The 24,665-nt window shown below is 60.1% G+C and carries 21 protein-coding genes; 16 read left to right on the top strand and 5 right to left on the bottom strand.

Annotation, left to right across the window (positions count from 1 at the left end):
• From AC5E6N_RS05895 to AC5E6N_RS05920, 6 genes are all read left to right on the top strand, one after another.
• On the top strand, positions 1 to 928 hold a 928-nt coding region (locus AC5E6N_RS05895; protein ID WP_491746944.1), incomplete at its 5' end, for a saccharopine dehydrogenase family protein.
• A 66-nt stretch (positions 929 to 994) separates the two neighbouring features.
• Positions 995 to 1,891, top strand: a complete 897-nt coding sequence (locus AC5E6N_RS05900) for a LysR family transcriptional regulator (protein WP_491746945.1) — start codon at positions 995 to 997, stop codon at positions 1,889 to 1,891.
• Positions 1,892 to 2,144: 253 nt separating this feature from the next.
• The gene (locus AC5E6N_RS05905) at positions 2,145 to 3,035 is read left to right on the top strand and encodes a hypothetical protein (protein ID WP_491746946.1); all 891 of its coding nucleotides are present in this window, start codon (positions 2,145 to 2,147) and stop codon (positions 3,033 to 3,035) included.
• 12 nt (positions 3,036 to 3,047) lie between these two features.
• The gene (locus AC5E6N_RS05910) at positions 3,048 to 4,226 is read left to right on the top strand and encodes a C39 family peptidase (protein WP_491746947.1); all 1,179 of its coding nucleotides are present in this window, start codon (positions 3,048 to 3,050) and stop codon (positions 4,224 to 4,226) included.
• Positions 4,227 to 4,238: 12 nt separating this feature from the next.
• The gene (locus tag AC5E6N_RS05915) at positions 4,239 to 5,060 is read left to right on the top strand and encodes a cysteine peptidase family C39 domain-containing protein (protein WP_491746948.1); all 822 of its coding nucleotides are present in this window, start codon (positions 4,239 to 4,241) and stop codon (positions 5,058 to 5,060) included.
• Positions 5,000 to 5,863, top strand: a complete 864-nt coding sequence (locus tag AC5E6N_RS05920; RefSeq protein ID WP_491746949.1) for a ChaN family lipoprotein — start codon at positions 5,000 to 5,002, stop codon at positions 5,861 to 5,863. Before AC5E6N_RS05915 ends, AC5E6N_RS05920 begins: the two co-directional genes overlap by 61 nt.
• A 184-nt stretch (positions 5,864 to 6,047) precedes the next feature.
• Here AC5E6N_RS05920 and AC5E6N_RS05925 read toward each other — a convergent pair whose 3' ends face one another.
• The 4 genes from AC5E6N_RS05925 to iolD form a co-directional block, all read right to left on the bottom strand.
• The gene (locus AC5E6N_RS05925) at positions 6,048 to 6,875 is read right to left on the bottom strand and encodes a class II fructose-bisphosphate aldolase (RefSeq protein WP_491746950.1); all 828 of its coding nucleotides are present in this window, start codon (positions 6,873 to 6,875) and stop codon (positions 6,048 to 6,050) included.
• Positions 6,872 to 7,714, bottom strand: coding sequence for a 5-deoxy-glucuronate isomerase (locus AC5E6N_RS05930; RefSeq protein WP_491746951.1), 843 nt, complete (start codon positions 7,712 to 7,714; stop codon positions 6,872 to 6,874). Before AC5E6N_RS05930 ends, AC5E6N_RS05925 begins: the two co-directional genes overlap by 4 nt.
• The gene (gene iolC, locus AC5E6N_RS05935) at positions 7,695 to 8,669 is read right to left on the bottom strand and encodes a 5-dehydro-2-deoxygluconokinase (protein WP_491746952.1); all 975 of its coding nucleotides are present in this window, start codon (positions 8,667 to 8,669) and stop codon (positions 7,695 to 7,697) included. Before iolC ends, AC5E6N_RS05930 begins: the two co-directional genes overlap by 20 nt.
• Before the next feature lie 61 nt (positions 8,670 to 8,730).
• Complete coding sequence (gene iolD, locus AC5E6N_RS05940) at positions 8,731 to 10,614, bottom strand: 3D-(3,5/4)-trihydroxycyclohexane-1,2-dione acylhydrolase (decyclizing) (protein ID WP_491746953.1); 1,884 nt, start codon at positions 10,612 to 10,614, stop codon at positions 8,731 to 8,733.
• Positions 10,615 to 10,740: 126 nt separating this feature from the next.
• On the opposite strand from iolD, the gene AC5E6N_RS05945 reads away from it, so the two are divergent.
• From AC5E6N_RS05945 to AC5E6N_RS05955, 3 genes are read left to right on the top strand one after another with little or no spacing between them, the layout of a single operon-like run.
• Entirely contained in the window at positions 10,741 to 11,865 is a 1,125-nt protein-coding gene (locus AC5E6N_RS05945) for a Gfo/Idh/MocA family protein (protein WP_491746954.1), read from the top strand.
• A gap of 24 nt (positions 11,866 to 11,889) precedes the next feature.
• Complete coding sequence (locus tag AC5E6N_RS05950; RefSeq protein WP_491746955.1) at positions 11,890 to 12,783, top strand: TIM barrel protein; 894 nt, start codon at positions 11,890 to 11,892, stop codon at positions 12,781 to 12,783.
• A 9-nt stretch (positions 12,784 to 12,792) separates the two neighbouring features.
• On the top strand, positions 12,793 to 13,974 hold the full coding sequence (locus AC5E6N_RS05955) for a Gfo/Idh/MocA family protein (protein ID WP_491746956.1): 1,182 nt from the start codon (positions 12,793 to 12,795) through the stop codon (positions 13,972 to 13,974).
• A 12-nt stretch (positions 13,975 to 13,986) separates the two neighbouring features.
• Here the strand turns inward: AC5E6N_RS05955 and AC5E6N_RS05960 are convergent, their stop codons facing one another.
• Positions 13,987 to 14,991, bottom strand: coding sequence for a LacI family DNA-binding transcriptional regulator (locus AC5E6N_RS05960; RefSeq protein WP_491746957.1), 1,005 nt, complete (start codon positions 14,989 to 14,991; stop codon positions 13,987 to 13,989).
• 202 nt (positions 14,992 to 15,193) lie between these two features.
• On the opposite strand from AC5E6N_RS05960, the gene AC5E6N_RS05965 reads away from it, so the two are divergent.
• The 7 genes from AC5E6N_RS05965 (at position 15,194) to AC5E6N_RS05995 (ending at position 24,662) form a co-directional block, all read left to right on the top strand.
• Entirely contained in the window at positions 15,194 to 17,107 is a 1,914-nt protein-coding gene (locus AC5E6N_RS05965; RefSeq protein WP_491746958.1) for a helix-turn-helix transcriptional regulator, read from the top strand.
• A 166-nt stretch (positions 17,108 to 17,273) separates the two neighbouring features.
• Positions 17,274 to 18,302: an ABC transporter permease gene (locus AC5E6N_RS05970; protein WP_491746959.1), complete on the top strand. Its 1,029-nt coding sequence runs from the start codon at positions 17,274 to 17,276 to the stop codon at positions 18,300 to 18,302.
• Positions 18,302 to 19,177 carry an ABC transporter permease gene (locus tag AC5E6N_RS05975; protein ID WP_491746960.1) on the top strand — a complete coding sequence of 292 codons (876 nt, stop codon included), beginning with the start codon at positions 18,302 to 18,304 and terminating at the stop codon, positions 19,175 to 19,177. Before AC5E6N_RS05970 ends, AC5E6N_RS05975 begins: the two co-directional genes overlap by 1 nt.
• 3 nt (positions 19,178 to 19,180) lie before the next feature.
• Positions 19,181 to 20,860, top strand: a complete 1,680-nt coding sequence (locus tag AC5E6N_RS05980) for a dipeptide ABC transporter ATP-binding protein (RefSeq protein ID WP_491746961.1) — start codon at positions 19,181 to 19,183, stop codon at positions 20,858 to 20,860.
• Between the two features lie 25 nt (positions 20,861 to 20,885).
• Entirely contained in the window at positions 20,886 to 22,457 is a 1,572-nt protein-coding gene (locus AC5E6N_RS05985; RefSeq protein ID WP_491746962.1) for a hydantoinase/oxoprolinase N-terminal domain-containing protein, read from the top strand.
• Positions 22,438 to 23,577: an S-methyl thiohydantoin desulfurase family protein gene (locus tag AC5E6N_RS05990; protein WP_491746963.1), complete on the top strand. Its 1,140-nt coding sequence runs from the start codon at positions 22,438 to 22,440 to the stop codon at positions 23,575 to 23,577. Before AC5E6N_RS05985 ends, AC5E6N_RS05990 begins: the two co-directional genes overlap by 20 nt.
• The gene (locus tag AC5E6N_RS05995; protein WP_491746964.1) at positions 23,574 to 24,662 is read left to right on the top strand and encodes an S-methyl thiohydantoin desulfurase family protein; all 1,089 of its coding nucleotides are present in this window, start codon (positions 23,574 to 23,576) and stop codon (positions 24,660 to 24,662) included. Before AC5E6N_RS05990 ends, AC5E6N_RS05995 begins: the two co-directional genes overlap by 4 nt.
• The last annotated feature ends 3 nt before the right edge of the window (positions 24,663 to 24,665 follow it).

Here is a 24,665-nt window from a genome sequence, read left to right on the forward strand (position 1 = left end):
AAATGCCGACATATCGGACGGCACCGTGCTGCGCGAACGCTTCGGGGATTTTGACGCCGTGCTCTCCTGTCTTCCCTATCACCTCAATATCGGGATTGCCGACGCCGCCCACGCGGCAGGCATTCATTATTTCGACCTGACCGAGGATGTGCCGACCACCAAACACATCATCGATCTCGCCGCGTCGTCAAAGGGCCTTATGGCGCCGCAATGCGGGCTGGCGCCGGGCTTTGTCGGCATCGTCGGCGCATCGCAGATCGCCGAGTTCGACAAATGCCGTTCGCTGCGCATGCGCGTCGGGGCGCTGCCGCAGAATCCGACCGGCCTGATGGGATACTCCTTCAACTGGTCGCCGGAGGGTGTCGTCAACGAATATCTCAATGATTGCGAAGTCATTGAGGACGGCGAGCGCAAATGGGTGTCGCCCATGGAGTGGCACGAAACGCTCTATATCGACGGGGTCAAGCTGGAGGCGTTCACCACGTCGGGCGGCCTCGGCACCATGTGCGACACCTATCACGGCACGGTGGACAATATCGATTACAAGACCATGCGTTATCCGGGGCACATGGCGCTGATGAATTTCTTCTTCCATGAACTCCTGCTGCGCGAGCGGCGCGAGCTGGCGGGCGAAATCCTGGTTCATGCCAAGCCGCCCGTGGATCATGATGTCGTCTATGTCCATGTCGCGTCGGAAGGCGAGATCGAGGGGCGTCTTTCGCGCAAGGAATTCGTCCGCGCCTACCGTCCCATCGAGATCGCGGGCGTGGACCGTACGGCCATCGCCTGGACGACGGCCGGCTCGGTCGTGGCGGTCATCGAAATGGTGCGTGACGGTATCCTGCCGCAAAGCGGGTTCCTCAGGCAGGAGGACATTCCGCTGGACGCCTTTTTGCGGACCCGCACTGGCGCATTCTATGCGCAATGAGGCATAAGGGAACGGACTAGAGTAAGTCAGCTCTAAATAATCCGTTCCAACAGAATGCGACCGGACGTGGCCCGCAGACTTCCCCAGACCAGCTTGCTCGAAACCTTCGAGGCCGCCGCGCGGCGCGGCAGTTTCACGCTCGCCGCCGCCGATCTCAACATGACGCAGGGCGCGGTCAGCCGGCAGATCCGTGCGCTTGAAGAACAGCTCGGCACCGAGCTCTTTATCCGCGAGCGGCAAAGGATTTCACTGTCTCCGGCCGGCGCCACCTATCTGGAAGAGATCTCAAAGGCGCTTTCGATCATCCGGATGGCGTCGACGGCGCTGCAGGTCAACCCGGACGGCGGCGTACTCAATCTCGGCATCCTGCCGACATTCGGCACCCGATGGCTGGCGCCAAGGCTGCCCGAGTTCTTCCGGCAGAACCCCGGCATCACCGTCAATCTGACGACCAAGCTGCGGCCCTTCGACTTTTCCAGCGAGATGCTGGATGCGGCGATCCATTTCGGCGCCGACGACTGGCCGGGCACCGAGCAGCTTTTCCTCGCCGAGGAGACCGTCGTGCTTGCCTGCTCTCCCGAGCTGCTGCCGCGGCTCAACATTGCGACGGTCGAGGATGTGGCGCGCGGGCCGCTGCTTCATCTGGCGACCCGGCCGCATGCCTGGAGGCGCTGGTTCGATATGAACGGACTGAATGCGGATGTCGCTCCGGGCACGACGTTCGACCAGTTCGCGACCATGGCGCAGGCCGCTTCGCACGGCCTCGGGCTCGCCCTGCTGCCCGAATTCCTGATCGAGGAAGAGCTGCGCAGCGGCAGATTGGTGGCGGCGTGGGACGGTGCCAACAAAAGCATCGGCAGTTACGCGCTGATCTGGCCGGCGGCGCGGCGCGATCACCCGCCGCTGGTGCGTTTCAGGCAGTGGATCAAGGGTGCGGTTTCCGACGGGCTTCAGGGTGGCTAGCTGTGGAGGCTCATGAGGTTGTTCATATCCAGTGCCGGTCGGCTGATTTGGAGTGTGTCTGTCTCCCAGTCGTAACCGTAGGTCTAAAACGAGAGTGCCGACGGGAAATTGGAGTTAAGCAAAAAAACTCTTGAAGCTTTCAGAATTCCCGCTATAAGTGTATTTTGTTAGGTGGCCAAAAGCCCAGCGAGCCAATCTGTTTCCCATGCGGATAGCTAGCCACGATGATCGGCTACATTCATCGTAAGCTTGGGTGGGTTTTCTGGTGCGTCGTTTTTTACGTTTTTATGTTCCCATTTTTGTCTTTCTTCTTATCACTTCCTCTGTCATCGCTAGCGCTCAGGAAAGTGAGCCGGAAGGGAGTGAAGAAAGCGACAGAGATTTTTCTCTGATCGTTGACGAAGTGCTTGTTCAGCGCGGAACGCTCAGAAAATTCGTCTCGTTTTCCTATAATTCTGAAGTTGATTATTCAGATGAATTGCTCGGAATCAGCAATGCTCGCGATGCACTCACCGCAACAGCCGGATTGCGCTACGGTTTCTCTAACCGCTTCGAGGCAGGATTATATGCATCATGGTCCGGCGCTTTAGAAAACAACTTTGTGATTGGTAGCGGTAGCAACACACACACTGAACATGGCTTTCGCAATTTGGGCGTGTCGCTTTCCTACAGGTTGATGAATGATGACGGAATCCGGCCTGCTCTGATTGTTGCAGCCAGCTCTGCCTTGGTTGAAAGGGACAGCAGCGCAAGCGATGAATACAGTTTTGGAAAGACGAACAGCGTATCGGTGCGGATGTACCGGATTATTGATCCCGTCATTGTCGCGGGCACAATAACTTATCAGCGTAGCGAAGCGCGATCCGTCGGCGGTGTTGAACTTGGTGCCCGACAGAGTTTTCTCTTTTCTCCAACGGTGTCGGTCGCTTTCAACGATCGGGTAACGCTGTCAACAGGATTTAGCCTGTCCCGCGCGACATCTGTAAACGTCAATCAGTTCGAAACCGCGCCTGACCGCACACGCGCGAGCCTGAATTTGGGGCTCGGATACGTGATGCAAAACAATCGCAGCCTCAGGCTTGGCGTAAACACCGAGTTGTTGGGTGACCGGTCGTTTGGCTTCAATCTTGGGATGGATTTCTAAGGGAGAATTCTATTGCATCTCTATATTGTTCGATTGATTTCAGCAGTTCTTATTGCGGTTGGCGCCACTGCTTCCGTATCCGCCCAGAGTTCTGGTTTGAGCGCAACGGAGAGAAGCTTTGTATTTCAAGGCAAGGCCGATGCAAAATCTCTTTCCCGTCAACGCATGCAGGAGATTGAAGGACGGGCCGCGCCTCTGATTGCCGTCGTCATTATGCAGGGCGGCCGCATGATCGTTCAAAGATGGGTGAGCACAAGAGTTGCGGCGTCGATTGCGCGGCAGGGAGGTAACCTCTGGGCACCGACCAGACAATCAGCGAACGCTCTCGCTCGGCAGGTCAGCCAGGGCAGTGCAAGGCCGATACGCGAATTTCACTCGGGAGCGGGTAAGAGGTTTACTCACTATCATACCAACCCGCGAAACGGTTCCCACGTCTGGTATGGCACCCCCCGGCAATACGGATTTCTTGGCACAATCGGTGCGCCAGGCGTCGCAACTTGGGGATCATTCACCGGCGAAGCGAGAGCCGGCTATGATGAAAACCGAACATGTGACTTTGCTTGCCATAGACCGACCGCACCAAATCAACTGGCGCTTTTGGAAGGGGCAAAAACGTCCAGCCATTATCTTTCAAACACCGGCTTTACGACATGGAAAGATCAGCGAGATCAGGGCATCGTGAAGCAAAGGTTCGATTACACCTGCGGTGCGGCGTCGGTTGCAACAATTCTCACATATTTCTACAATTCACCTGTGGAAGAGCCGGATGTCCTCACGCGCCTTGAGGACGAGGAGCAATACTCTCTCGACGATTTGTCCCGTGTCGTTGTTGAGTGGGGCTTCAGGGGTGTTGGCTTGTCAGTGTCTTTTGATGATCTCAAGAAGCTGAAAGTGCCGGTTATCGCGCACATTCATTACCGCGGCCAGGATCATTTTACCGTCATACGCGGTGTCAACGAGGAGGGAACCGTTCGGTTGGCCGATTCGTCCTTTGGCAACCGCAGAATGCGAGAAGCGGAATTTAGAAAATATTGGGAAAAGGGTGAAGAAGGTTCTGTGCTTGTCATCCTGCCACAGGACATCGCCAGTGCGGAAATCAACGAACATTATTTCGGGCCGTTCAACACGTTCGAGGCACTGTTGAGGAGCTATCTTTTTGATGGTCCGCTTTCAGACCCCATTGGCAGATAAGGAGATTTATCAATGTCCTACGGTGTCCTGTTTGGGAGCAAAAGAAAAATAGACTGCCTGGCGACACAAAGGCATCGGTTCTCCACGGAGAAAATAGGAGACTTGTATTTTCATTTTAGAATGGATTTTGAGGGAATAGATCATCTATTCCGTAATTCGGATTATAAAAATTCACTCACTCTTTCCGAGTGTTTTTTTGAAATATTAGACTGCATAAATGACCAAAATATTATTTTCTCTGTTTTTCTATTGAAGAATCAAGAGTCCGAGAAGGATTTGCGTAAAAAATTTGAATTTATGAAGAGAGGGTTTTGGGATGGGCGCAGCGTATCAGAAGATATTGTATATTATCCATTCAAAAAATATTTGGGAAATCTAGTTGAAGGGCAAAGTAATGCAGATCGCTTTGGAGCGATTGTAAGGGCTGAACATGACGATCCTAAAAGTAGCGCCGTGGCTGCGATTGCAACTTTAATGAAGTATTATTTTGGTTTTTCATTAAAAGAAAGAGAATTAAGTAATAATTTTGGAGAATTAGATTGTATAAATTTGCATAGGCTCGCCGATACTGTAAGTAATTATGGTTTTAGGGCGAGCGTCGAGACAAAAAATATTAAGGAATTGAGAGAAAAAAATAGTCCGATAATAATCGGCGTAGAGACACGCGAAAGAAAATACTACAATGTTGTCCGAGGGTATACAGACGACAAACATCTCAGCGTTGCAGACCCGGTTTTCGGTAATATGAGGGTGCATAGTGATGAATTTGAGGAGTGCTGGGAGAAAAGCGCCAAAGGTCAGATGCTATTAATATCGATGATGCCGCCGGCTTAATGACAGTGTCGATAGGAAAAAGAATTTCAGGAATTCTGTTCCTTGTTTTTCTATTTGGATTATCCCTCCCAGCATTTTCTCAAGAATTTGGTGATTCTGAGATTATTATTCTGGGAGAGGTTCACGACAATCCACATGCGCACTTGGTGCAGGCTGAGTTCCTGCGAAAGATATCACCAAAAGCCGTTGTGTTCGAAATGCTGGGTCCGATCGAAGGGATGGCTGCGAACGGTGTTGATCGAAATGATCTTGATGCTATTGCGGAGGCATCAAGGTGGGAAGAAAGTGGATGGCCGCCATTTGATTTGTATGCCCCGGTTTTCGAGGCGATTGGGAATGCCGGCATCCTTGGCGCGGCAGTTCCTGACTTTCTTGTAAGGCAAGCGATTTCATCCAGTGCAATCGATGTTTTTGGTGGTAACGGGGACCGTTTCGGACTTCATCTACCCCTTCCGCCGGAACAAAAGGAAGCCCGGGAAAACCTCCAGTTTGTGGTACATTGCGAAGCGATACCCCGAGCACTCACATCCGGCTTGGTCGAGGCGCAGAGGCTTCGCGATGCGGTGTTTGCCAAAGTCACGCTCGATGCGCTTAACCGCTATGGCGCCCCGGTCGTGCTGATCGCGGGTTTTGGACATGCACGGCTGGATTGGGGCGTACCGGCGGCAATCAAGATTGCCAACCCAAATCTAAACGTATTCTCGATTGGGATCATGGAATCTGAGAGCGACGCACCTTTCAATCAGACCGTCATCGTGCCTCCCGTTGAGCGCCCAGACCCCTGCGAAGGCTTTAACCGATAGTACACTTTGTGAGGTTGGATGACCAAGACACGCTCTGTTTGCCTGACGGTCGCTTTCGATTGCCATATTATGGCTCTGACGGGTGAATGGTCGTGGCGTTGCCGTAAAGTACATATCCCTTAACTACTCTCGCTTAGATGCAATGAACGCTAAATCGATTCCGGCATTCCGCGGGACTCTACATCTACGGCGCCAAGTTGCGGATCACGCCCACGGTGACTTCGCGCATGGCCGGAATGACGGGCTTCAGGAGCCCGATACGGTCGAAGCAATTCGGATTGTCCTTGAGGGACTGACGCAGGGCCTTGCCGAAAGCCTGCCGCAATTCGGTTCCGATGTTGAATTTCGACACCCGGCTGGTCCGCGCCAGTTCGCGGCGGACGTCGGCGGGAATGCCGCTTCCGCCGTGCAGGACGAGCGGCATGGTGGTCACGTCCTCGATGGCGCGAAGGCGTTCGACATTGATCTGAGCGTCTGCATCGGTCTGCAGATGCACATTGCCGACAGAGATCGCCATGGCGTCCGCGCCGCTTTCCCGGTCGAAGAGCGCCGCTTCCTCGACGCTGGTCATGGCGGAGGCCTTTCCCGCCGCATAGCCGACAAAGCCAACTTCGCCTTCGACAGAGACGCCGGCCCTGGCGGCTTCGGCGCTGATGCGGGCGGTCAGCTCGATATTTTCTTCAATCGGCCGCTCGGAGCCGTCGAACATGACGGAGGTAAAGCCGCAATCGATGCCCTCGCGGCATTCCTCGAGGGAGCGGGCGTGGTCGATATGGCACACGATCGGCACCGATGCCTGGTCCGCCAGATGCCGGAACATGGGCCCAAGAACCCGAACCGGCGTGTGTTTGCGGCATCCGGGCCCGGCCTGCAGGATGATCGGGCAGCCGGTTTCTTCCGCTGCCTCGACATAAGCGACTGCGTCTTCCCAGCCAAGAACGACAAGGCCGGCAACGGCGTAGCCGCCGCGCGCGGCCGGCGGCAGCACGTCGCGCAGCGTCGCTGCCGTCATTTGAACTTCGCGATCATGTCTTTGATGCCGGGGATCGTCTCGATCTGCCAGGCGTGATCGGGCTGGAAATACTGGACAAGGGAGCGCTGGGACAGCCCGCCCAATATGGTAAAGTAGTACATCTCGTAGCCGGGCGCGACCACACAGGGGTGATAGCCCTTGTCGAGTATAATCGTCGAGCCGTCGACGATATGATAGGCGTCGCCCACCTCGCCGTCCTCGCGCTGCACAAGCTGCATGCCGAATCCGTGCGACGGGCGAAAGCGGAAATTGTACGTCTCGTCGTGACGGGTCTCGTTGGGGAGACGGTCCGTATCGTGCTTGTGCGGCGGGAAGCCCGACCAGCCGCCCTGACCGACGGTGAACAGCTCCGAGACAAGAAGCCGGCCGACGCGGTCATGATACTTCGTGCCGAGAATGTGTTTGATCTTGCGGTGCGTCTTGGTGTCGTCCGACCCGTATTGAACAAGATCGAGCTCGTCCTGGCGGACTGCGAAGGGTTCAAGCGTTTTGTCGTAACGGGCTCCGGCAACGAAGACTTCGGCGTTTCCGCCTGTCGCGACCATGGTGGCGCGAACGCCGGACGGAACATAAACGCCCTCGGGCTCGCCGTCCCACACATCCGCACCGCGTTTGCCGATCGATGCGAAGACCTCGCCCCCAACGGTGACATCCACGGTCCCGGTGGCCGGCACGATACAGGTTTCATAGCCCGGTACGGCGTATTCGAATGCCTGATCCCTCTTCAACTTGACGATGTTGAAATAGTTCAGGGGAACGCGGGCATCATCGACGTCGACGATGGCTTTGTTCTCGTTTTCAAAAGGCGGTATGTGCATCAGCCGCCTCCTTTCCTTGATTTGGACCGGGGTGATTAGTCATGAATTCTTCCAGTTGCTGTGCATTCGGCATTGCGGGTGCGCAGCCGACATTCGAGACCACCATGGCGGCGGCGGCCGAACCGCGGCGCAGAGCGTCGTCAAGTGGCCGCCCTGCCGCCAGGGCGCTGATGAAATTGCCGAGAAAAGCGTCGCCCGATCCGGTGGGCTTCAGAGCGTCGACCCTGTAAATTCCGGTTTCGATGGTCCGCGGCCCGTCATGGGTGACCGAGCCGCGTTCGCCCATCTTGTAGACAACCAGCGCGTTGTTCTGTTCGGCCAGTTTCGCGGCAAGCTGCTTGCCGGCCTCGCGGTCACCGGCGAGCGTTGCGAATTCCTCGTCATTGCCGACAAGAATGTCAGCCTTGTTTGCGGCCCGCAGACAGATTTCTCCCGTGTCTGTGACCGTCGGCCACGAATAGGGCCGATAATCAAGGTCGAGGATAACCGGGATGCCTGCTGCCCGCGCCGCATCGATCGCCCTGAAGGTCGCCGTGCGGCTTGGCTCGGCCGCCAGACAGGTTCCGGTGGTGATGAAGGCGCCGAAATCGGCGTACTCGATTGCTGCGACATCCTCCTCCGTCACCTCAAAATCGGCTGCGCCGTTCCGGTAAATCACGGACTGGCAGTTCTCAAGCCGCGTTTCGACAAGTGCCAGCGAGGTCCGGACCTGTCCGCTGATCGTCCGCACCATTTGGGAATCGACGCCGTAATCATCCAGCTGATTGCGGACGAAGCGGCCGATGGCGTCATCGGAAACGGCGGTGACGAGCGATGCCTTGCCGCCCTGTCGGGCAATGGCGACCGCGATATTCGCGGACGAGCCGCCAAGCGCCGTTGTGAAGGCGCCGGCGTGTTCGGTTTCCGCCCCGGGCGGATCGGCATAAAGGTCCATTCCGGCCCGGCCGAGTACCACGAATCGGTTTTTCCTTATTGATTCCAGTAGGCTAGGGGAGATTTCGCTCAAATTGATTCACCTATAGCCCGATGCGCTGCTGTTTGCGGCTCTCATCGAGCTCCTTCCTTGCGGCGGCGACGTCCGGGTTCTCGGTGACTTCCGGAACGCCGACCTCCCACCAGGCATGCCCCTCGTCGGTCCAGCCTTCATAGGGGTCGGTTTTCAGCGAAATCACATAGGTGCGGTCGGATGCACGGGCGCGGACGAACGCTTCCTCCAACTGGGCGATGGATGCGACGGTTTCGGCATTGGCGCCCATGGACCGGGCATGCGCCTCGAAATCCACCGCGAATGGTTCGACCGCGAGGTTACAATCCTTGATCAGGTTGTTGTAGGAGACGTTTCCGGTGTTGTTCTGCAGCTTGTTGATCACCGCGAAGCCGCCATTGTCGCATACGACGATGATCAGCTTCATGCCGCTGAGAACCGAAGAATAGATGTCGGAGTTGAGCATGAGATAGGAGCCGTCGCCGGTGAAGACGATGGTTTCCCTGTCGGGTTCCGTCTCCGACTGGCCCATGCGGGCGCCCCAGGCGCCGGCGATCTCGTAACCCATGCAGGAATATCCGAATTCCACATCGACCGTGCCGACGGCGTGGGTGCGCCAGTTGGCCGTCACCTCGGCGGGCAGTCCGCCGGCGGCGGCGACGATCCGGTCGTTGGGATCGCAGACCCTGTTGATGGCCCCGACGACCTGCGCATAGGACATCGGGCGGTTGCTGCCTTCCTTCGTCACGGGGCTGATATTGACGTCCAGATAGGTGTCCCAGTCCGCACGTTCACCGGCGGCCTTGTCGCGCCAGGACTGCGGCGTGGCATAACCCTCCATGGCGTTCGTCAGGGCGCTCAAGGAGAGCTTGGCGTCTCCGACAACCGGCATGGACCGGTGTTTGGCCGCGTCATAGCGCGCGGCATTGATGCCGACAATACGCGCGTCCTTGGAGAACGCCGACCAGGAGCCGGTGGTGAAATCCTGCAGGCGCGTGCCGACGGCTATGACGACATCGGCATCGCGTGCCAGGACATTGGCCGAGTTGGAGCCCGTCACGCCGATAGGTCCGCAGTTCAGCGGGTTTTCGTAGACGAGATTGGCGCGTCCGGCGATGGTTTCGACAACGGGAATTCCATACCGTTCGGCAAAGCCGGTGAGTTCGTCCACAGCACGGGAATACTGCACCCCGCCTCCGGCCACGATGAGCGGCCGTTCAGCCTTTCCTATCAGGGCCGCCGCGTCGGCAATCTCCAGCGCGTCGGGCGCCTGGCGGCGAATGCGGTGTGTCCTCTCCTCGAAAAAGGCGGCTGGATAGTCAAAGGCCCAGCCCTGCACATCCTGCGGCAGGCCGAGAAACGCCGGGCCGCAATCGGCGGGATCGAGCATCGTGTCGATGGCACGCGGCAGCGACTGAATGAGCTGTGCCGGGTGGACGATCCTGTCCCAGTAGCGGGTGACGGATTTGAATGCATCGTTGACGGAAATGCTCGGATCGTTGAAGTGCTCGACCTGCTGCAGAACGGGATCGGGCAGCCGGGTTGCAAAGGCGTCGCCGCAAAGGAGGAGCAGGGGCAGGCGGTTTGTATGTGCAATGCCGGCTGAGGTCAGCATATTCGTCGTTCCGGGACCGGCCGAGGAGGTGGCGAACATGAAGCGCTGGCGCAGCTTCTGCTTGGCGTAGCCGATCGCGGCCATGGCCATGGACTGTTCGTTCTGGCCGCGCCATAGGGGCAACGCCTCGCGATGGGTTTCGAGTGCCTCGCCGAGGCAGGTGACATTGCCGTGTCCGAAAATTCCGAAGCCGCCGGCGCAAAGACGCACCCGCTCTCCGTCGATCTCAATATACTGCGCTGCAAGGTGGCGTATCAGCGCCTGGGCCATGGTCAGTCTGATTGTTTCTTGCTTGCCCATCTTTGTTCCTCCGTCGGCACATTTGCGTCTATATTTTTGTATGTGCGAACTTCGCTTGACGATAGAGCCTAAATCGAGTTTATGCTTTTTGCAACCGGTTGCAAAAAAGATCTGGGGAGCAGCCTTATGACCGAAATAGGCATAGGAATTGTCGGTGGCGGATATATGGGCAAAGTCCACTCCGTCGCCATGCATGCCGTCGGAGCCGTGTTCGAGACAAAGCTGCGGCCGCGCTGCGAGATGATCTGCACCACGACGCCTGAGGGAGCGGCGGAAAAGGCCCGTATCTTCGGCTTCAACCGGTCGACACATGACTGGCGGGAGCTTGTCGCCGATCCGCGGGTCGATGCGGTCGTGATCGCCTCGACCCAGAACACGCATCGCGACATTGCCTTGGCTGCGATCGCCGAGGGCAAGCCGGTTTTCTGTGAAAAACCTTTGGGTCAGTCGATTGAAGAGGCGCGCGAGATGACTGAGGCCGCCGAGACGGCGGGCGTGGTCAACATGGCCGGCTTCAACTATATCCGCACGCCGGCGTCCCAGCTTGCCCGCCAGATCATCCAGGCTGGCGAAATCGGCGACATCACCTATTTTCGCGGCGAGCATACGGAGGATTTTTTCGCCGATCCCGAGGAACCGGCGACCTGGCGTTCGCACGGGCGCGCGAACGGCAACCTTGGCGATCTTGCGCCGCATATCATCAATGGAGCGCTGGCGCTCGCCGGTCCGATCAAATCGCTCGTGTCCGATGTCGAAACGGTTCATAAAACCCGCCCGGGGGCAAACGGGCCGGTGGACATCACGAATGACGATCAGAGCCAGTTCCTGTGCCGGTTCGAAAGCGGCGCGATGGGGATGCTCTATACAAGCCGCATCGCGACCGGCCGCAAGATGGGCTATATTTACGAGATCTTCGGCACCAGGGGTGCCTTGCGGTTTGATGGCGAGGACCAGAATGCGCTGTGGCTCTACAAGGGCGATTGTGAGCCGGGGCGCGAAGGGTTCACAAAGATCCTGACCGGGCCCGAGCATCCCGATTACAAGGCTTTTTGTCTTGGACCGGGACATGGCACTGGCTATCAGGATCAGATCATCATAGAAGCGCATGATTTTCTGAAAGCCATCGAGACCGGACAGTCGCTCTGGCCGACTTTCCGGGACGGTCTCATGGTGTCGCAGGTCGTCGAGGCGGCATGGTTGTCGCACGATGAGAGGCGATGGGTGTCGATGGACGAGGTAACGGGCTCATAGCCTGTAGACGGTAAGGGTTAAACGATGACAATAAAAATAGGAAACGCGCCCTGCAGCTGGGGCGTCGAGTTCGCGGACGATCCCCGCAATCCGCACTGGAAGACCGTGCTCGATGAATGCCGGGAGGCCGGCTATACCGGCATTGAGCTCGGACCCGTCGGGTTCATGCCGGAAGACCCGGCGGAGCTGGGCGACGCCCTTGCGGAACGCGACCTTGAGCTGATCGGCGGCGTTGTCTTCCGGCCGTTTCACGATCCGGACAAATGGGACGATGTCCTGGACGGCTCGGTTCGCACATGCCAGGCGCTCAAGGCGCATGGGGCAAAGCATCTCGTATTGATCGACTCGATTTCGGAGCGGCGTGCGCCGACGGCCGGGCGGCCGGTTGAAGCCGAGCAGATGCATGCGGAAGAATGGTCCGCCTACCGCGATCGCATTGCCCATATCGCCCGGATGGGCAGTGAGGAATATGGCCTGACCACGGCGATTCACCCGCATGCCGGCGGCTTTATGGACTTCGAGGACGAGACGGAGCGGCTGCTGGCGGAAATCGACCCGGCCATCCTGCAAATCTGTCTCGATACGGGTCACGCCCACTATGCCGGTTTCGACCCGGTGGACTTCATGGACCGGCACATGGATCGCATCTCCTACATGCATTTCAAGGATATCCACCCCGGCGTGAAGGCGCAGGCGATCGCCAATCGCACCGATTTTTATGAGGCCTGCGCTCAAGGGATCTTCTGCAATCTCGGAGAAGGCGAAACCGATTTTCCCGCGGTGCGCCGCAAACTGATCGATTCCGGTTTCGAGGGCTGGTGTACGGTCGAGCAGGACTGTGACCCGAGCGGCGACACGTCGCCGGTGGGCGATGCGCGGGCGAACCGCGCATATCTTGAATCCATCGAATTTCGTTGAGGTGACACCATGGCCAGGCTCAACTGGGGAATGATCGGCGGCGGCGAAGGCAGTCAGATCGGACCGGCGCACCGGATCAGCGCCGGACTGGACGGCTATTTTCATCTTGCGGCCGGCGCGCTTGATGCCGATGCGGCACGCGGCAAGGCTTTTGCCGAAAGGCTCGGCATCGCTCCGGATCGCGCCTATGGCGATTGGCGCGAGATGCTGGAGGGCGAAAGCGGGCGCGACGACCGTATCGATCTGGTCACCGTGGCAACGCCCAATGCGACGCATTACGAGATCACCAAGGCCTTCCTTGAGAACGGTTTCAACGTGCTTTGCGAAAAGCCGATGACGATGACCGTGGAGGAAGCCGAGGACGTGGTCGCAACGGCGAGGGAAACCGGCAGGATCTGCGCCGTCAATTACGGTTATTCGGGTTATGCGATGGTGCGCCACATGCGTGCGATGGTCGCCCGCGGCGACCTTGGCGGGGTGCGGCTCGTCAAGGCGGAGTTTGCCCACGGCTTTCATGCCGATGCGGCCGATGCCGACAATCCGCGTATTCGCTGGCGCTACGATCCGGCGCAGATCGGACCGTCCGCCCAGTTTGCCGACTGCGGGATCCACGCATTGCATCTGGCAAGTTTTGTGGCCGGGCAGGAGGCCGAAACACTGTCGGCCGATTTTGTCTCCGCCGTCGATTCCAGAACGCTCGAGGACGACGCCATGGTCAATGTGCGCCTTGACGGCGGCGCGGTGGTCAGGCTGTGGACGAGCGCTGTCGCGATCGGCCGTACGCACGGCCTCGCCGTTCAGGTCTTCGGCGAAAGGGGCGGTTTGCGCTGGGAGCAGGAGCACCCCAACCAGCTTTACTGGACGCCGCTCGGCGGGCGCACCGAGATCATTGAAAGGGGCGCGCCGGATTTGTCGCCCGAGGCCGACCGTGCCTCGCGCGTGACCATCGGCCACGCCGAGGGCATGCCGCTTGCCTTTGCCAATATCTATGCCGATCTGGCGGAGGTTATCGGTGCCGAAAAAGAGAGCCGGGAACCGCATGCGGCGGCCATGTCCTATCCGACCGCGCTCGACGGTTTGCGGTCCATGGCGGCCATTCGCGCAGCCGTCGAATCGGCATCCGGCAACGGCGCTTGGACGGATGCCCGGCCGCCATCGCTGCGCGGCGACAGCGGGTCCGGTTCAAGTTAAACCGGACTTGCGCTAACGGCTCGGCAGGGGCCTTAACGTGCTGCGTTCGGTAATCGAGCAGGGAAACAGCTGGTTCCTGGTGCCCTGTTCGGTCCCTTCGATCATCGCGACGACCAGTTCGACTGAATTGAGGATAATGTCGCGGATCGGCTGGCGGATGGTGGTCAGATCGTAGGCCGACCAGCCCGCCATATTCATGTCGTTGAAGCCGAGAAAACCGATTTCTCCGGGTATGGAAAGGCCCCGTTCGCGGGCTGCGTCCATGGCGCCCATGCAAATCAGATCGTCGCCGCAAAACAGCGCCTCGACCGTCCTTTCATCAAGAAGGGAAATCATCGCCCGTTTTCCGGACGAATAGGAATATTCGTCGGCAAAGCGGACGTCGGCCGGCTCGATGCCGAGTTTGGTGATTCTCTTCAGAAACCCTTCCAGGCGATCCTGCGTCGATGTTGCCGATTGCGGGCCCGCGAGCAGGGCGACGTTGCGGTATCCGCGGTCGAACAGGGTCTGGGCAGCCATTTCGCCGCACTGGCGGTTGTCAATGCCGACGATGTTCACACCGGATGCGGTGTGGACCTTTCCGAACGCGTGGATGACCGGAACGCCGGCCTTGCGAAAGGCGTTCGGAAATGTGGGCGGCAGGGTCGAGCTGGCAATGATGATGCCGTCGACGCGATATTGCCGCAGCATTTCCAGCGATTTTTCCGAGTCGGTTTCCGTGCTCAGATTGACAAGCAAAGGGCGAAAGCCGCGCTTCTGCAGCGCCAGGGTGAAGAGATCGAATACCTCGAGAAAGACGGGGTTGCGGAAGTTGTTTGCGACGAGGCCGATGAGTTTGGTGCGGTTGGTGGCAAGGCTGCGGGCAATGAGGCTGGGCCGGTATCCGAGTTCCTCGGCGGCCTCCTCGACCTTGCGGCGCGTCTTGGCGGAAACGCTGGCGCCCTCTGTGAATGTCCGTGAAACAGCGGATCGTGAAACGCCGGCCCGGGCTGCGACTTCCTTGAGGGTTACTGCCAATGATTTACCTGTGTCTTGAAACGGCTTTCTTTCGCCGTCATGAAACCAGCGGCAAAAATAGCGTTCCGGCGCAATTGCCGCAACCGCGCGCATGTGCAATTCGTTCGGCCTGAAGCCAATGGCAGTGCGGCAGGTTTCTTGCGTATCGGACAAATCTGCCTTCAGATATGCGGGGAGCCGATTTTACAAACCGGATTTAGCGATGGATCTGACTGCCAGGAACCTGACGCGAGACCTCGTCTCGCAGCTTGATGAAGAAGAAACCGCGCTTCTTTCGACATTGACGGTTGCTGCCCGCGCCGATGTGGCCGGGCCGCAGGAGATGGTCCGGCGCCTGGCGAAGAAGTTCCCGAACTGCCTTCGCATGAGCAGCACAACGGGGCAGCTCGAGTTCTGCAGCGATGAGCTGCGCGCCGTATTTGCCGATGTCCTGTCATCCAGAAACCGGTCCGGAGCGCTGGAACAGGCGGTTGCGGCCTATGCAAAGGGCGATGCGGTGGCCGCGATCGAAGCCGCCCAGGCCGCCGGCGACTATGCGCAGGCGCTCGAATGGTTCCGCGAACAGGGCAATCAGTTCTTCATGCATCTGCACGGGCTCGATGCCTGTCGTCGCGTCATTTCGAATTTCCCGGAGGATATGCGACGCGACAACGCGACACTTGCGGTGGCGCTGGCGATGCATGCGCTCAAATCGGGTAGCGTCAACCGGGCCAGGCACATCGTGCGCGAGCACTTCGGGCCGGAAGCGCTCGATCTCGAGCGCGTTGCGGCAAATCCGCAGGATTATTCGCGCGACTTCCGGATGTTCCGCCTCGTCATGTCGATCTACGAGGACTATGCCATCGGCAATACGGTGCGCGATCATATGTTCGAGCTGCTCGGCGAACTGGAGCTCGATGATCATCTCAACCGCGGCGGTATATACAACACGATGCTGGAGGTCTGCATCCAGCGTCAGCAACTGGACGCCGCCGAGGAGATGGCCAACCGGGCCTGTCATCATTACAAGAAGGCCGGCGTTCCGTTGCTGGTCTTCTATATCGAGCTCCACAGGGCCGTCTTTTCACTCGTGCGCGGTGTGCTGCCGCAGGTCGAAACCGCCGTGCGCGGTGCCGATGCGGCTTTGTCCGAGGTGACATTCGAGACGCCGACGGACCGCCGTCTGCTTGGCCTGATCAAGGCGGTGCTTGCCTACGAGAAAGGCGATGCGGAGCGGCTCGTCACCTATCTGAGCGAAGAGTTCGACAAATTTGCCTATGGCGAGCTTTGGCCGACGATCACCGAACTGGCGCTTTATTACGGCAGTCTGGCGATCAGCGGTGAGCTCGGCATTGCCGCCGCTCGCACATTCCTGGACAAATGGCGGATCCAGGAGTGGCGCTCGCGGCGGTTCAATTTCGTCATCACGATCCGGCAGGTCGACATCCTGCAAAATCACAATCGCTGGCAGGAAGCGGCCGAACTGCTGACGAGCGTTCAGTCGAGGATCAACATGACATGGGTTGAAAGCGCCGAGGAGGCGCTTGAGCTGCTTGACGACACGCGCGAGATCGCAATCGCCTTCGCCTGGATGCGGCATCTTATCCGCCACGCGCCGCGCAACGCCATGCGGTTGCGTCAGGTAGAGCATTTTCAGGCCAATCCCCATGTCAACGACCGGCAGCGCAGCACGCTTTCACTCTGGCTTGCCTATCTCGCACGCCAGCAGCGTGACCTGACCAGGGCGCGTGCGCAGTTCACCAAAGTGCTCGACGGTGCCGCGCGCATGGGAGCGATGACCCACCTGATCGGTGAAAAGGCGATTGTCGATAGGCTGATGGAAGACAAGCGCATCAGCCAGTTTGTCCGTGCCGCGCCGGGAGGCACGGACGTTCTGCGGCGTCTGGATGTGTTTCATTCCGGAGCCGGCCAGCGGGAGGTGCCCGGACTGACGCGGCAGGAACTGCGTGTTCTGACGCTGGTGGCGGAGGGTGCGTCCAACAAATTCGTTGCCCGCCAGATGCGTTTGTCGGAGGTCACCGTCAAATTCCATCTCGGCAATATCTACAGGAAGATGGGTTGCACGAAGCGTGCGGAGGCCATTTCAGCCGCACGGGCGCTGAATTGGGTTGCGTAGACAGGCCTTGATCGCGGATATCGTGCAAAACCTATACGTATTTTTAAAAAACCTATACCTTTTGCAGATTGTGGCAGCGGTGTCCCGGCGTCAGTCTTGAGTGTGACACGTCAGGCCGCGCGGATGGATGAGCCGTTCGCGCGCTGATTTCGAAGATCGGGCCGCAATGCAGACCAATCCAGTCAGCCTCATGCTCAGACGGCTTGTCGGTTTTGCCGGCGTCATGTTCGTGCTGTCGGCGATGATCTTCATTCTCGCCCGGATCGTGCCGGGCGATCCGGCCCGCATCGCGCTCGGCCCGAGCGCCACGCAACAGCAGGTCGATGAAATGCGCGTCGAGATGGGGCTCGATGCGCCGTTGTGGCAGCAATACGCCGACTATGTCTGGCGCGGACTGCAGGGCGATTTCGGTAAATCGCTGATATCGGGGCGGCAGGTCAGCGACGAAATCGCCGCGCTGTTACCGGCGACGCTGGAACTGGTGATTGTCACCGTTCTGCTGATCGTTGCGATCTCGATCCCGCTGGGGGTGATGACGGCCCGTTACCGCAACAGCTGGATCGACAATGCGGGCCGGTTTTTCTCCATCGTCGGCGTCACCATGCCGAGTTTCCTGTTTGCCATATTGCTGCAGCTCATCGCGGCCAACTTCCTGACCGGCTGGCCGGTCCTGGGGCGTGTCGACTATTCGCTCGATCTTCCGCCGGGGCCGACGGGCCTTTTGCTGATCGACTCAGCCCTGCATGGCGACTGGGCGGTCTTCGGCAGCGCTCTTCAACACCTGATGTTTCCGGCGCTCGCGCTGGCCATGGCGGGCATCGGCCAGATCACCCGTATCACGCGGTCGGCAATGATCGAACATCAAAGGCGCGATCACGTCCTGACGCTGAAATCGTTCGGCGTGCCTGACCGGGTCATCGTCTTTCGCTACCTGCTGAAACTCTCGTCGATTGCGCCGCTGACGATCATGGGGCTGGAATTTGCGTCCCTGATCGGAAACGCCTTTGTCGTGGAACTGGTGTTCTCCTGGGGCGGCTTTGCCTCCTACGGGCTCGAGGCGATCCTGCAAAAGGACCTCAACGCCGTCATGGCGGTTGTTCTGGTGTCCGGCTTCTTCTTTGTCGTCGCCAATCTGGTGATCGACATCGTGCTGATGGCGATCGATCCGAGGCTGCGCTTCAAGGAGGCGAACTGATGTCGGTCGCCTCGGGGAACGAGCCGGCGGTCCTTTCCGCCCGCTACATGGCCTGGTACCGCTTCTCCCGCAATCCGTCCGCCGTCATCGGCGGGCTGATGGTGCTGTCCGTCATCCTGGTCGCGATCCTCGCGCCGTTGATCGCGCCTTATCCGGAAGACGTCGGCGCGGCGGTCGACTTCCGCAACCGCCACCGGGCACCGGACTTCGCGCACTGGATGGGCACCGACAAGGTCGGGCGGGATATCCTGACGCGCGTTATCTTCGGCTTCCGGGTTTCGCTCCTTCTCGTGATCGGTGTCCTGGGCGTTGCCGTTCCGGTCGGCGCCGCGCTCGGAATGCTTGCCGGTTACTTCAGCGGCCTGACCGAAAAGATCATCACCGGATTTACCAATGTCATGCTGGCTATCCCGCCATTGATCATGGCGCTGGCGATCGGCAATGTGCTGGAGCCGAACCTCGTCAACGCCATGCTGGCGATCACCCTGTTGTGGTGGACCTGGCATGCGCGGCTCATCTACCGCGTGTCGAAGTCGATCGCCACGGAGGACTTCGTTGAGGCGGCAAGGCTGGCCGGGGCCAGCCACTGGCACGTGCTGACGCGCGAGATCCTGCCCAATTGCGTCTCCGTCATATCGGTCAAAACGACGCTTGATGCGGCCTTCGTCATTCTCTTCGGCGCGACGCTGTCATTCCTCGGGCTCGGTGTAAAACCGCCGACCCCTGACCTTGGTTCAATGGTCGCCGACGGACGGCAGTTCCTGCCTGGAATGTGGTGGGGCGTCCTCGGGCCGGGTTTTGCGATCTTCTATGCGACGCTTGGCTTCAATCTTCTGGGCGACGGTCTGCGCGACATGTTCGACGTGGAGGTCTGAGCCATGACGAGCCTGCTTGAAATCCAGGATCTCAACGTCTCCTTCAGAAATTACGGGATCGTCAGCAATGTGCTCAAGGACGTGGCGCTGAAGATACCGGAGGGCGGTCGTGTGGCTCTCATCGGGGAGACGGGTTCCGGCAAGTCGGTCACCAGCAAGGCCATCCTCGGCACGTTGCCGGAAAACGCCGTCGTCGAGGGCGGCAGCATCCGGTTTGACGGCGAGGACGTGCTGACGCTGTCGCGCGGCAAGCGTGAAGCCATGAAAGGCACGGCCTTTTCGATCCTCATGCAGGACCCGCTGAGCTCCTTCAATCCGGTGTTCCGGATCGGGCGGCATCTGGACGATGTGCTGCGGTTCTCGGACCGGCGCCTGCACGAGCGTTCCGATGCGGCCGACCGGCGCCGGCGCATCGAGCAGGTTTTAAGGCAGGTGCAGCTCTCCGATCCGGCGCGCGTCTTCAATGCCTATCCGTCGCAACTGTCCGGCGGCATGCGCCAGCGCGTGCTGATCGCCCTGGCGCTTTTGCACCAGCCGCGGCTCTTGATTGCTGATGAGCCGGGAACGGCGCTCGATGTGACGACCCAGGACGAGATCATGAAGCTGATCAACCGGCTGGTTTCGGACAATGGCCTGTCTTTGCTGATGATCACCCACAATCTCGGCGTCGTTCGCAAGATGGCCGATGATATCTTCGTCATGCGCCATGGCGAGATCGTTGAAAACGGTCCGCTGACGACGCTGTTCAAGACACCGCAGCAGGCCTATACGCGCCAGTTGATCAATGCGATCCCGCCGCTTTACGGACCGGGTGTCGAGGATCAGCCGGCTGTCGATGCCGACCCGATCATCAGCCTTGCGAATGTGTCCAAGACCTTCGAGGACAGGGGTATTTTCCGGCGCGGCGACAGCCACCGGGCCGTCGACAATGTATCGCTCACCGTCGCCAGGGGCGAGATCTTCGGCCTTGCGGGAGAATCGGGATCCGGCAAGACGACCGTCGCTCGCATGATCATGGGGCTGATCCGGCCGAGCAGCGGAACGATCTCCGTCGATGGCGGCGCTGTCGGCGGCGACGGGCAGGGCTCCGATTACCGCCGCCTGATCCAGATCGTCTATCAGAACCCGGGAACCTCGCTCAATCCGAAGCGCACGGTCGGTCAGACCCTCTCGGTGCCGCTGCGCTTTGCCGGGCTCGACGCGCGGCGTACGGAAGAACGGATCCAGGAGTTGCTGGCGCATGTCGAGCTCGCACCGCACTATGTGTCCAAATATCCGCATGAGCTGTCGGGCGGTCAGAAGCAGCGGGTCGCGATCGCGCGGGCGTTGGCGGCCGATCCGAAAATCATCGTTCTGGACGAGCCGACATCGGCGCTCGATGTGTCGGTGCAAAAGAACGTCATCGACCTGCTGCAAAGGCTCCGGGACGAACTGGGCCTGACCTTCCTCTTCATTTCCCATGACCTGTCGCTGATGCGCAATTTCTGCAGCCGCATCGCCATCATGCTGCGCGGTGAACTGGTGGAGAGCGGCGAACCGCGTTCGGTGTTTGCCGATCCCCGGCATCCCTATACGAGAGCGCTGATCGCCGCCGTGCCGGTGATGAGCGACGAAGAAGATCGCCTGAAACCCAGGACGAGTATCGAGGAGCAGAGACGGTATCTCGCCGATACCGTCGCCTGACCTTAAGAGTGACAAGGAGAAAGCGGTGTATCGACTAGGAATTGACGTTGGCGGGACCAATACCGACGCGGTCGTCATGCATGAGCGCGAGGTACTGTCCGGCTTCAAGGCCGCCACCACGCAGGACGTGACCGGCGGCGTCGTGGACGCGCTTGAAGGGGCGATCGCAAAGGCCGGCATCGACCGCAAGCAGATCGACAAGGTGATGATCGGCACGACGCATTTCACCAATGCGGTGATCGAGCGCAAACATATCAATCCCGTCGCGGCGATCCGGCTCGGCCTTCCCGCGACCGCCTGCCTGCCTCCGATGGTTGACTGGCCGGCGGATCTCCGCGAGGCGGCCGGCGACAGCGGCTATCTCGTTCGCGGCGGCTACGAGTTCGACGGGCGCGAGATCGCGCCGCTCGACGAGGAGGAACTCGACCGCATCTGCGACGACATCAACACGCGCAAGACCAAGGTCGCGTCGGTCAGCTCGGTCTTCAGCCCCATCAATCAGGACATGGAGCGCGTGGCGCGCGATCATATCCGCAAGCGGTGTCCTGACGTCTCCGTGGTCCTTTCCAGCGATATCGGGCGGATCGGCCTGCTGGAGCGCGAGAGCGCGGCGATCATGAATGCCAGCCTTCTGTCGCTCAGCGAGCGCACGGTCGACGCTTTTGCCGGCGCGCTCGCCTCGGCCGGTCTGAACTGCGATTTCTACATCACCCAGAACGACGGCACGCTGATGAATGCCGATACGGTCAAGCACTTTCCGGTTCTGACCTTTGCATCCGGGCCGACCAACTCCATGCGCGGCGCGGCCTTCCTGACAGGCGAGCGCGACGGCATTGTCGTCGATATCGGCGGCACGACCACCGATGTCGGCGCTTTGCAGCAGGGTTTTCCGAGGCAGGCGGCGACGGAGGTGGATATCGGCGGGGTGCGCACGAATTTCCGCATGCCGGATGTCTTCTCCGTCGGGCTGGGCGGCGGCTCGCTTGTCCGCCGCGATGATGCGGGGGGCGTGACGGTCGGACCACGGTCCGTCGGGTTCCGGATCACGAGCGAGGCTCTGGTCTTCGGCGGCGAGACGCTGACGGCGACCGACATCGCGGTGGCAAGGGGTGAAGCGGATATCGGCGATGCGGCGCGTGTTGCCCGGGTTGACACGGATACGGTGGAGAAGGCGCGGATGGCCATCACACAGTTGCTGCAGCGCGCCGTGGAGCGCAGCCGTATCTCCCCTGATCCCATCCCGGTCATTGCCGTCGGCGGCGGGTCCATACTCATGCCGGACAGGCTGGCGGATCTGGATGTCGTCAGACCGGAGAATTTTGCCGTTGCCAATGCCGTCGGCGCCGCCATCGCCCAGATCAGCGGAGAGGTGGACCGGATCTATTCGCTCGAAAACGGGCTGACGCGCGAGGAATGCCTCAAACAGGCCGAGGAGGAAGCGACGCAAAAGGCCGTCGCGTCCGGCGCGTCGCCGTCGACCATCGAGACGATCGAGCGCGAGGATGTCCCGCTCGCCTATCTGCCGGGCAACGCGACACGCATCCACGTCAAGGTCGTTGGAGAAATGGAGGGTGCGCATGCTGTCGCGGCACGCTGATCTCTACTCCATCGGCGAGGAGGAAATCGAGGCGCTTGAAGTCGGCGCTGCGATTCTCGGAACCGGCGGCGGCGGCAATCCGTATATCGGCAAGCTGCGGGCGCTGCAGGTGCTGCGCGAGGGCCGCAAGATGCGGATCCTGCCGCTCCAGGCGCTTCCGGACGACGCCAAGGTCGTCGCCGTCGGCGGCATCGGTGCGCCCCTGATCTCGCATGAACGGATCAAGGAAGGCCGGGAGGGCCTGCGCTGCATCCGCGCGCTCGAGGAACGGCTCGACTTCAAGATCGACGCGATCGCCTGCGAGGAAATCGGCGGCCAGAACGCCATGGAACCGCTCATCGTCGCGGCGCTCGCCGATCTGCCGGTCGTCGACTGCGACGGCATGGGCCGGGCGTTTCCGGAAATGCAGATGACGACCTACTCGATTTACGGGCATCGCAGCACGCCGAGCGCCATGTGCGACCTGCACGGAAATGTGGTCATCTTCGATCATGCGGCGTCCGAATTGTGGCACGAGCGGCTGGCGCGCGCCTGCGTAATCGCCCAGGGCGGGGCATCTTCGCTTGCAAGCGCGCCGATGCCGGGCGTCTTCGTCAAGCGCTTCGCCATTCCCGATTCCTACAGCCGGGCCATTTCCCTCGGCCGCACCGTCCGCGAAGCGCAACGCAACAATGCCGATGCGGTTGAGGCGATCTGCCGGTTCGAGCAGGGGCAATTGGTGTTTACCGGCAAGATCAGCGACGTTCGGCGCGAGCTGAAGGGCGGCTTTGTCGCCGGCGAGGCGCGGATCGATGGTTTCGACGATCACGAAGGCGATGTCGCGTCGATCGTCATCCAGAACGAGAATCTGGTGTTTTCCCGCAACGGCAGGACCGAGGTCATCGTGCCGGATCTCATCGTGATCCTGGACATCGACACCGGCGAGGCGATCACCACCGAACTGCTGCGCTACGGACAGCGGGTGAGCGTGGTGGCGCTTCCGTGCCATCCGCTGCTGCGCACGCCCGAGGCGCTGGCGGTTGTCGGCCCGGCGGGCTTTGGCCTCGGTCATCTCAACTATCTCCCGCTTGACGATAAGAACGCGCCGGGCGCCGGCCCTGCGGAGGAGGCGAAACAATGAGCTCCCGTACAATCACGGCCAATGAGATGGAGGCGATTGCCACCGGCGGTGCCTTCCTCGGCACCGGTGGCGGCGGCGATCCCTATATCGGCAAGCTGATGGCCCAGGCGGCCATCGACAGGCACGGCCCGGTCACGGTCATCGCGCCCGACGAGGTCCAGGACGACTGGCTCTGCGTTCCCGTCTGCATGATGGGCGCGCCGACCGTGATGCTGGAAAAGCTGCCCGCCGGAAACGAGGCGAACCAGGCGCTGGAACAGCTGGAAGCGTTTTTGGGGCGCAAGGCCGATGCGCTGATCTGCATCGAGGCGGGCGGCCTCAACTCGACCATCCCGTTCGCGGTGGCGGCGGCGACCGGCCTGCCGCTGATCGACGGCGACGGCATGGGGCGGGCCTTTCCGGAGCTGCAGATGGTGTCCTTCACGATGCAGGGCGTGGCTGCCACGCCAATGGTCATTGCCGACGAGAAGGGCAACAGCTCGGTCATCAATGCCATCTCGAACCTTTGGACCGAGCGGCTGGCGCGCTCGCAGACGATCGAGATGGGCGGCTCGGCGCTGGTGGCGCTCTATCCGATGAGCGGCGAAGAGGTCAAAAGGGGCATCCTGCGCAACACATTGTCGCTGATCCTGGAAATCGGGCAGGTGATCACCGGCGAGCGCGCCCGCAACCGCAATCCGGCTGCGGCGCTGATCGAGAAGCTCAACGGAAAGCGGCTCTTTTCCGGCCGCGTCATCGACATCGAACGCAAGACGGAAGGCGGTTTTGCGCGCGGGCGTGCCGTCATCAAGGGCATGGATGAGGATCAGGGCCGGGTGTTCCGCGTCGATTTCCAGAACGAGTTTCTCATTGCCCTTGACGATGAAGACAAGCCGCTTGCGGTCACGCCGGATCTTATCTGTGCGGTCGATGCCGATGGCGGGCTGCCAGTCACGACTGAACAGCTTCGCTACGGGCTGGCGGTGACGATGATCGGGCTGCCGTGCGATGCGCAATGGCGCTCGCCTGCGGGTATCGAGCTCGTCGGACCCGGCTATTTCGGCTACCCGCAGGCCTACACGCCGCTGGAGGATCTGCCGCTCTAACCA

The organism is Hoeflea sp., assembly GCF_984452065.1.

What these genes read in the sequence shown, in the direction of transcription:
- AC5E6N_RS05945 (WP_491746954.1), top strand. Translation starts at nt 10,741, where the DNA reads ATGACCGAAATAGGCATAGGAATTGTCGGTGGCGGATATATGGGCAAA.
- AC5E6N_RS05955 (WP_491746956.1), top strand. Translation starts at nt 12,793, where the DNA reads ATGGCCAGGCTCAACTGGGGAATGATCGGCGGCGGCGAAGGCAGTCAG.
- AC5E6N_RS05995 (WP_491746964.1), top strand. Translation starts at nt 23,574, where the DNA reads ATGAGCTCCCGTACAATCACGGCCAATGAGATGGAGGCGATTGCCACC.
- AC5E6N_RS05965 (WP_491746958.1), top strand. Translation starts at nt 15,194, where the DNA reads ATGGATCTGACTGCCAGGAACCTGACGCGAGACCTCGTCTCGCAGCTT.
- AC5E6N_RS05925 (WP_491746950.1), bottom strand. Translation starts at nt 6,875, where the DNA reads ATGACGGCAGCGACGCTGCGCGACGTGCTGCCGCCGGCCGCGCGCGGC.
- AC5E6N_RS05970 (WP_491746959.1), top strand. Translation starts at nt 17,274, where the DNA reads ATGCAGACCAATCCAGTCAGCCTCATGCTCAGACGGCTTGTCGGTTTT.
- AC5E6N_RS05975 (WP_491746960.1), top strand. Translation starts at nt 18,302, where the DNA reads ATGTCGGTCGCCTCGGGGAACGAGCCGGCGGTCCTTTCCGCCCGCTAC.
- AC5E6N_RS05930 (WP_491746951.1), bottom strand. Translation starts at nt 7,714, where the DNA reads ATGCACATACCGCCTTTTGAAAACGAGAACAAAGCCATCGTCGACGTC.
- AC5E6N_RS05915 (WP_491746948.1), top strand. Translation starts at nt 4,239, where the DNA reads ATGTCCTACGGTGTCCTGTTTGGGAGCAAAAGAAAAATAGACTGCCTG.
- AC5E6N_RS05980 (WP_491746961.1), top strand. Translation starts at nt 19,181, where the DNA reads ATGACGAGCCTGCTTGAAATCCAGGATCTCAACGTCTCCTTCAGAAAT.
- AC5E6N_RS05950 (WP_491746955.1), top strand. Translation starts at nt 11,890, where the DNA reads ATGACAATAAAAATAGGAAACGCGCCCTGCAGCTGGGGCGTCGAGTTC.
- iolD (WP_491746953.1), bottom strand. Translation starts at nt 10,614, where the DNA reads ATGGGCAAGCAAGAAACAATCAGACTGACCATGGCCCAGGCGCTGATA.
- AC5E6N_RS05990 (WP_491746963.1), top strand. Translation starts at nt 22,438, where the DNA reads ATGCTGTCGCGGCACGCTGATCTCTACTCCATCGGCGAGGAGGAAATC.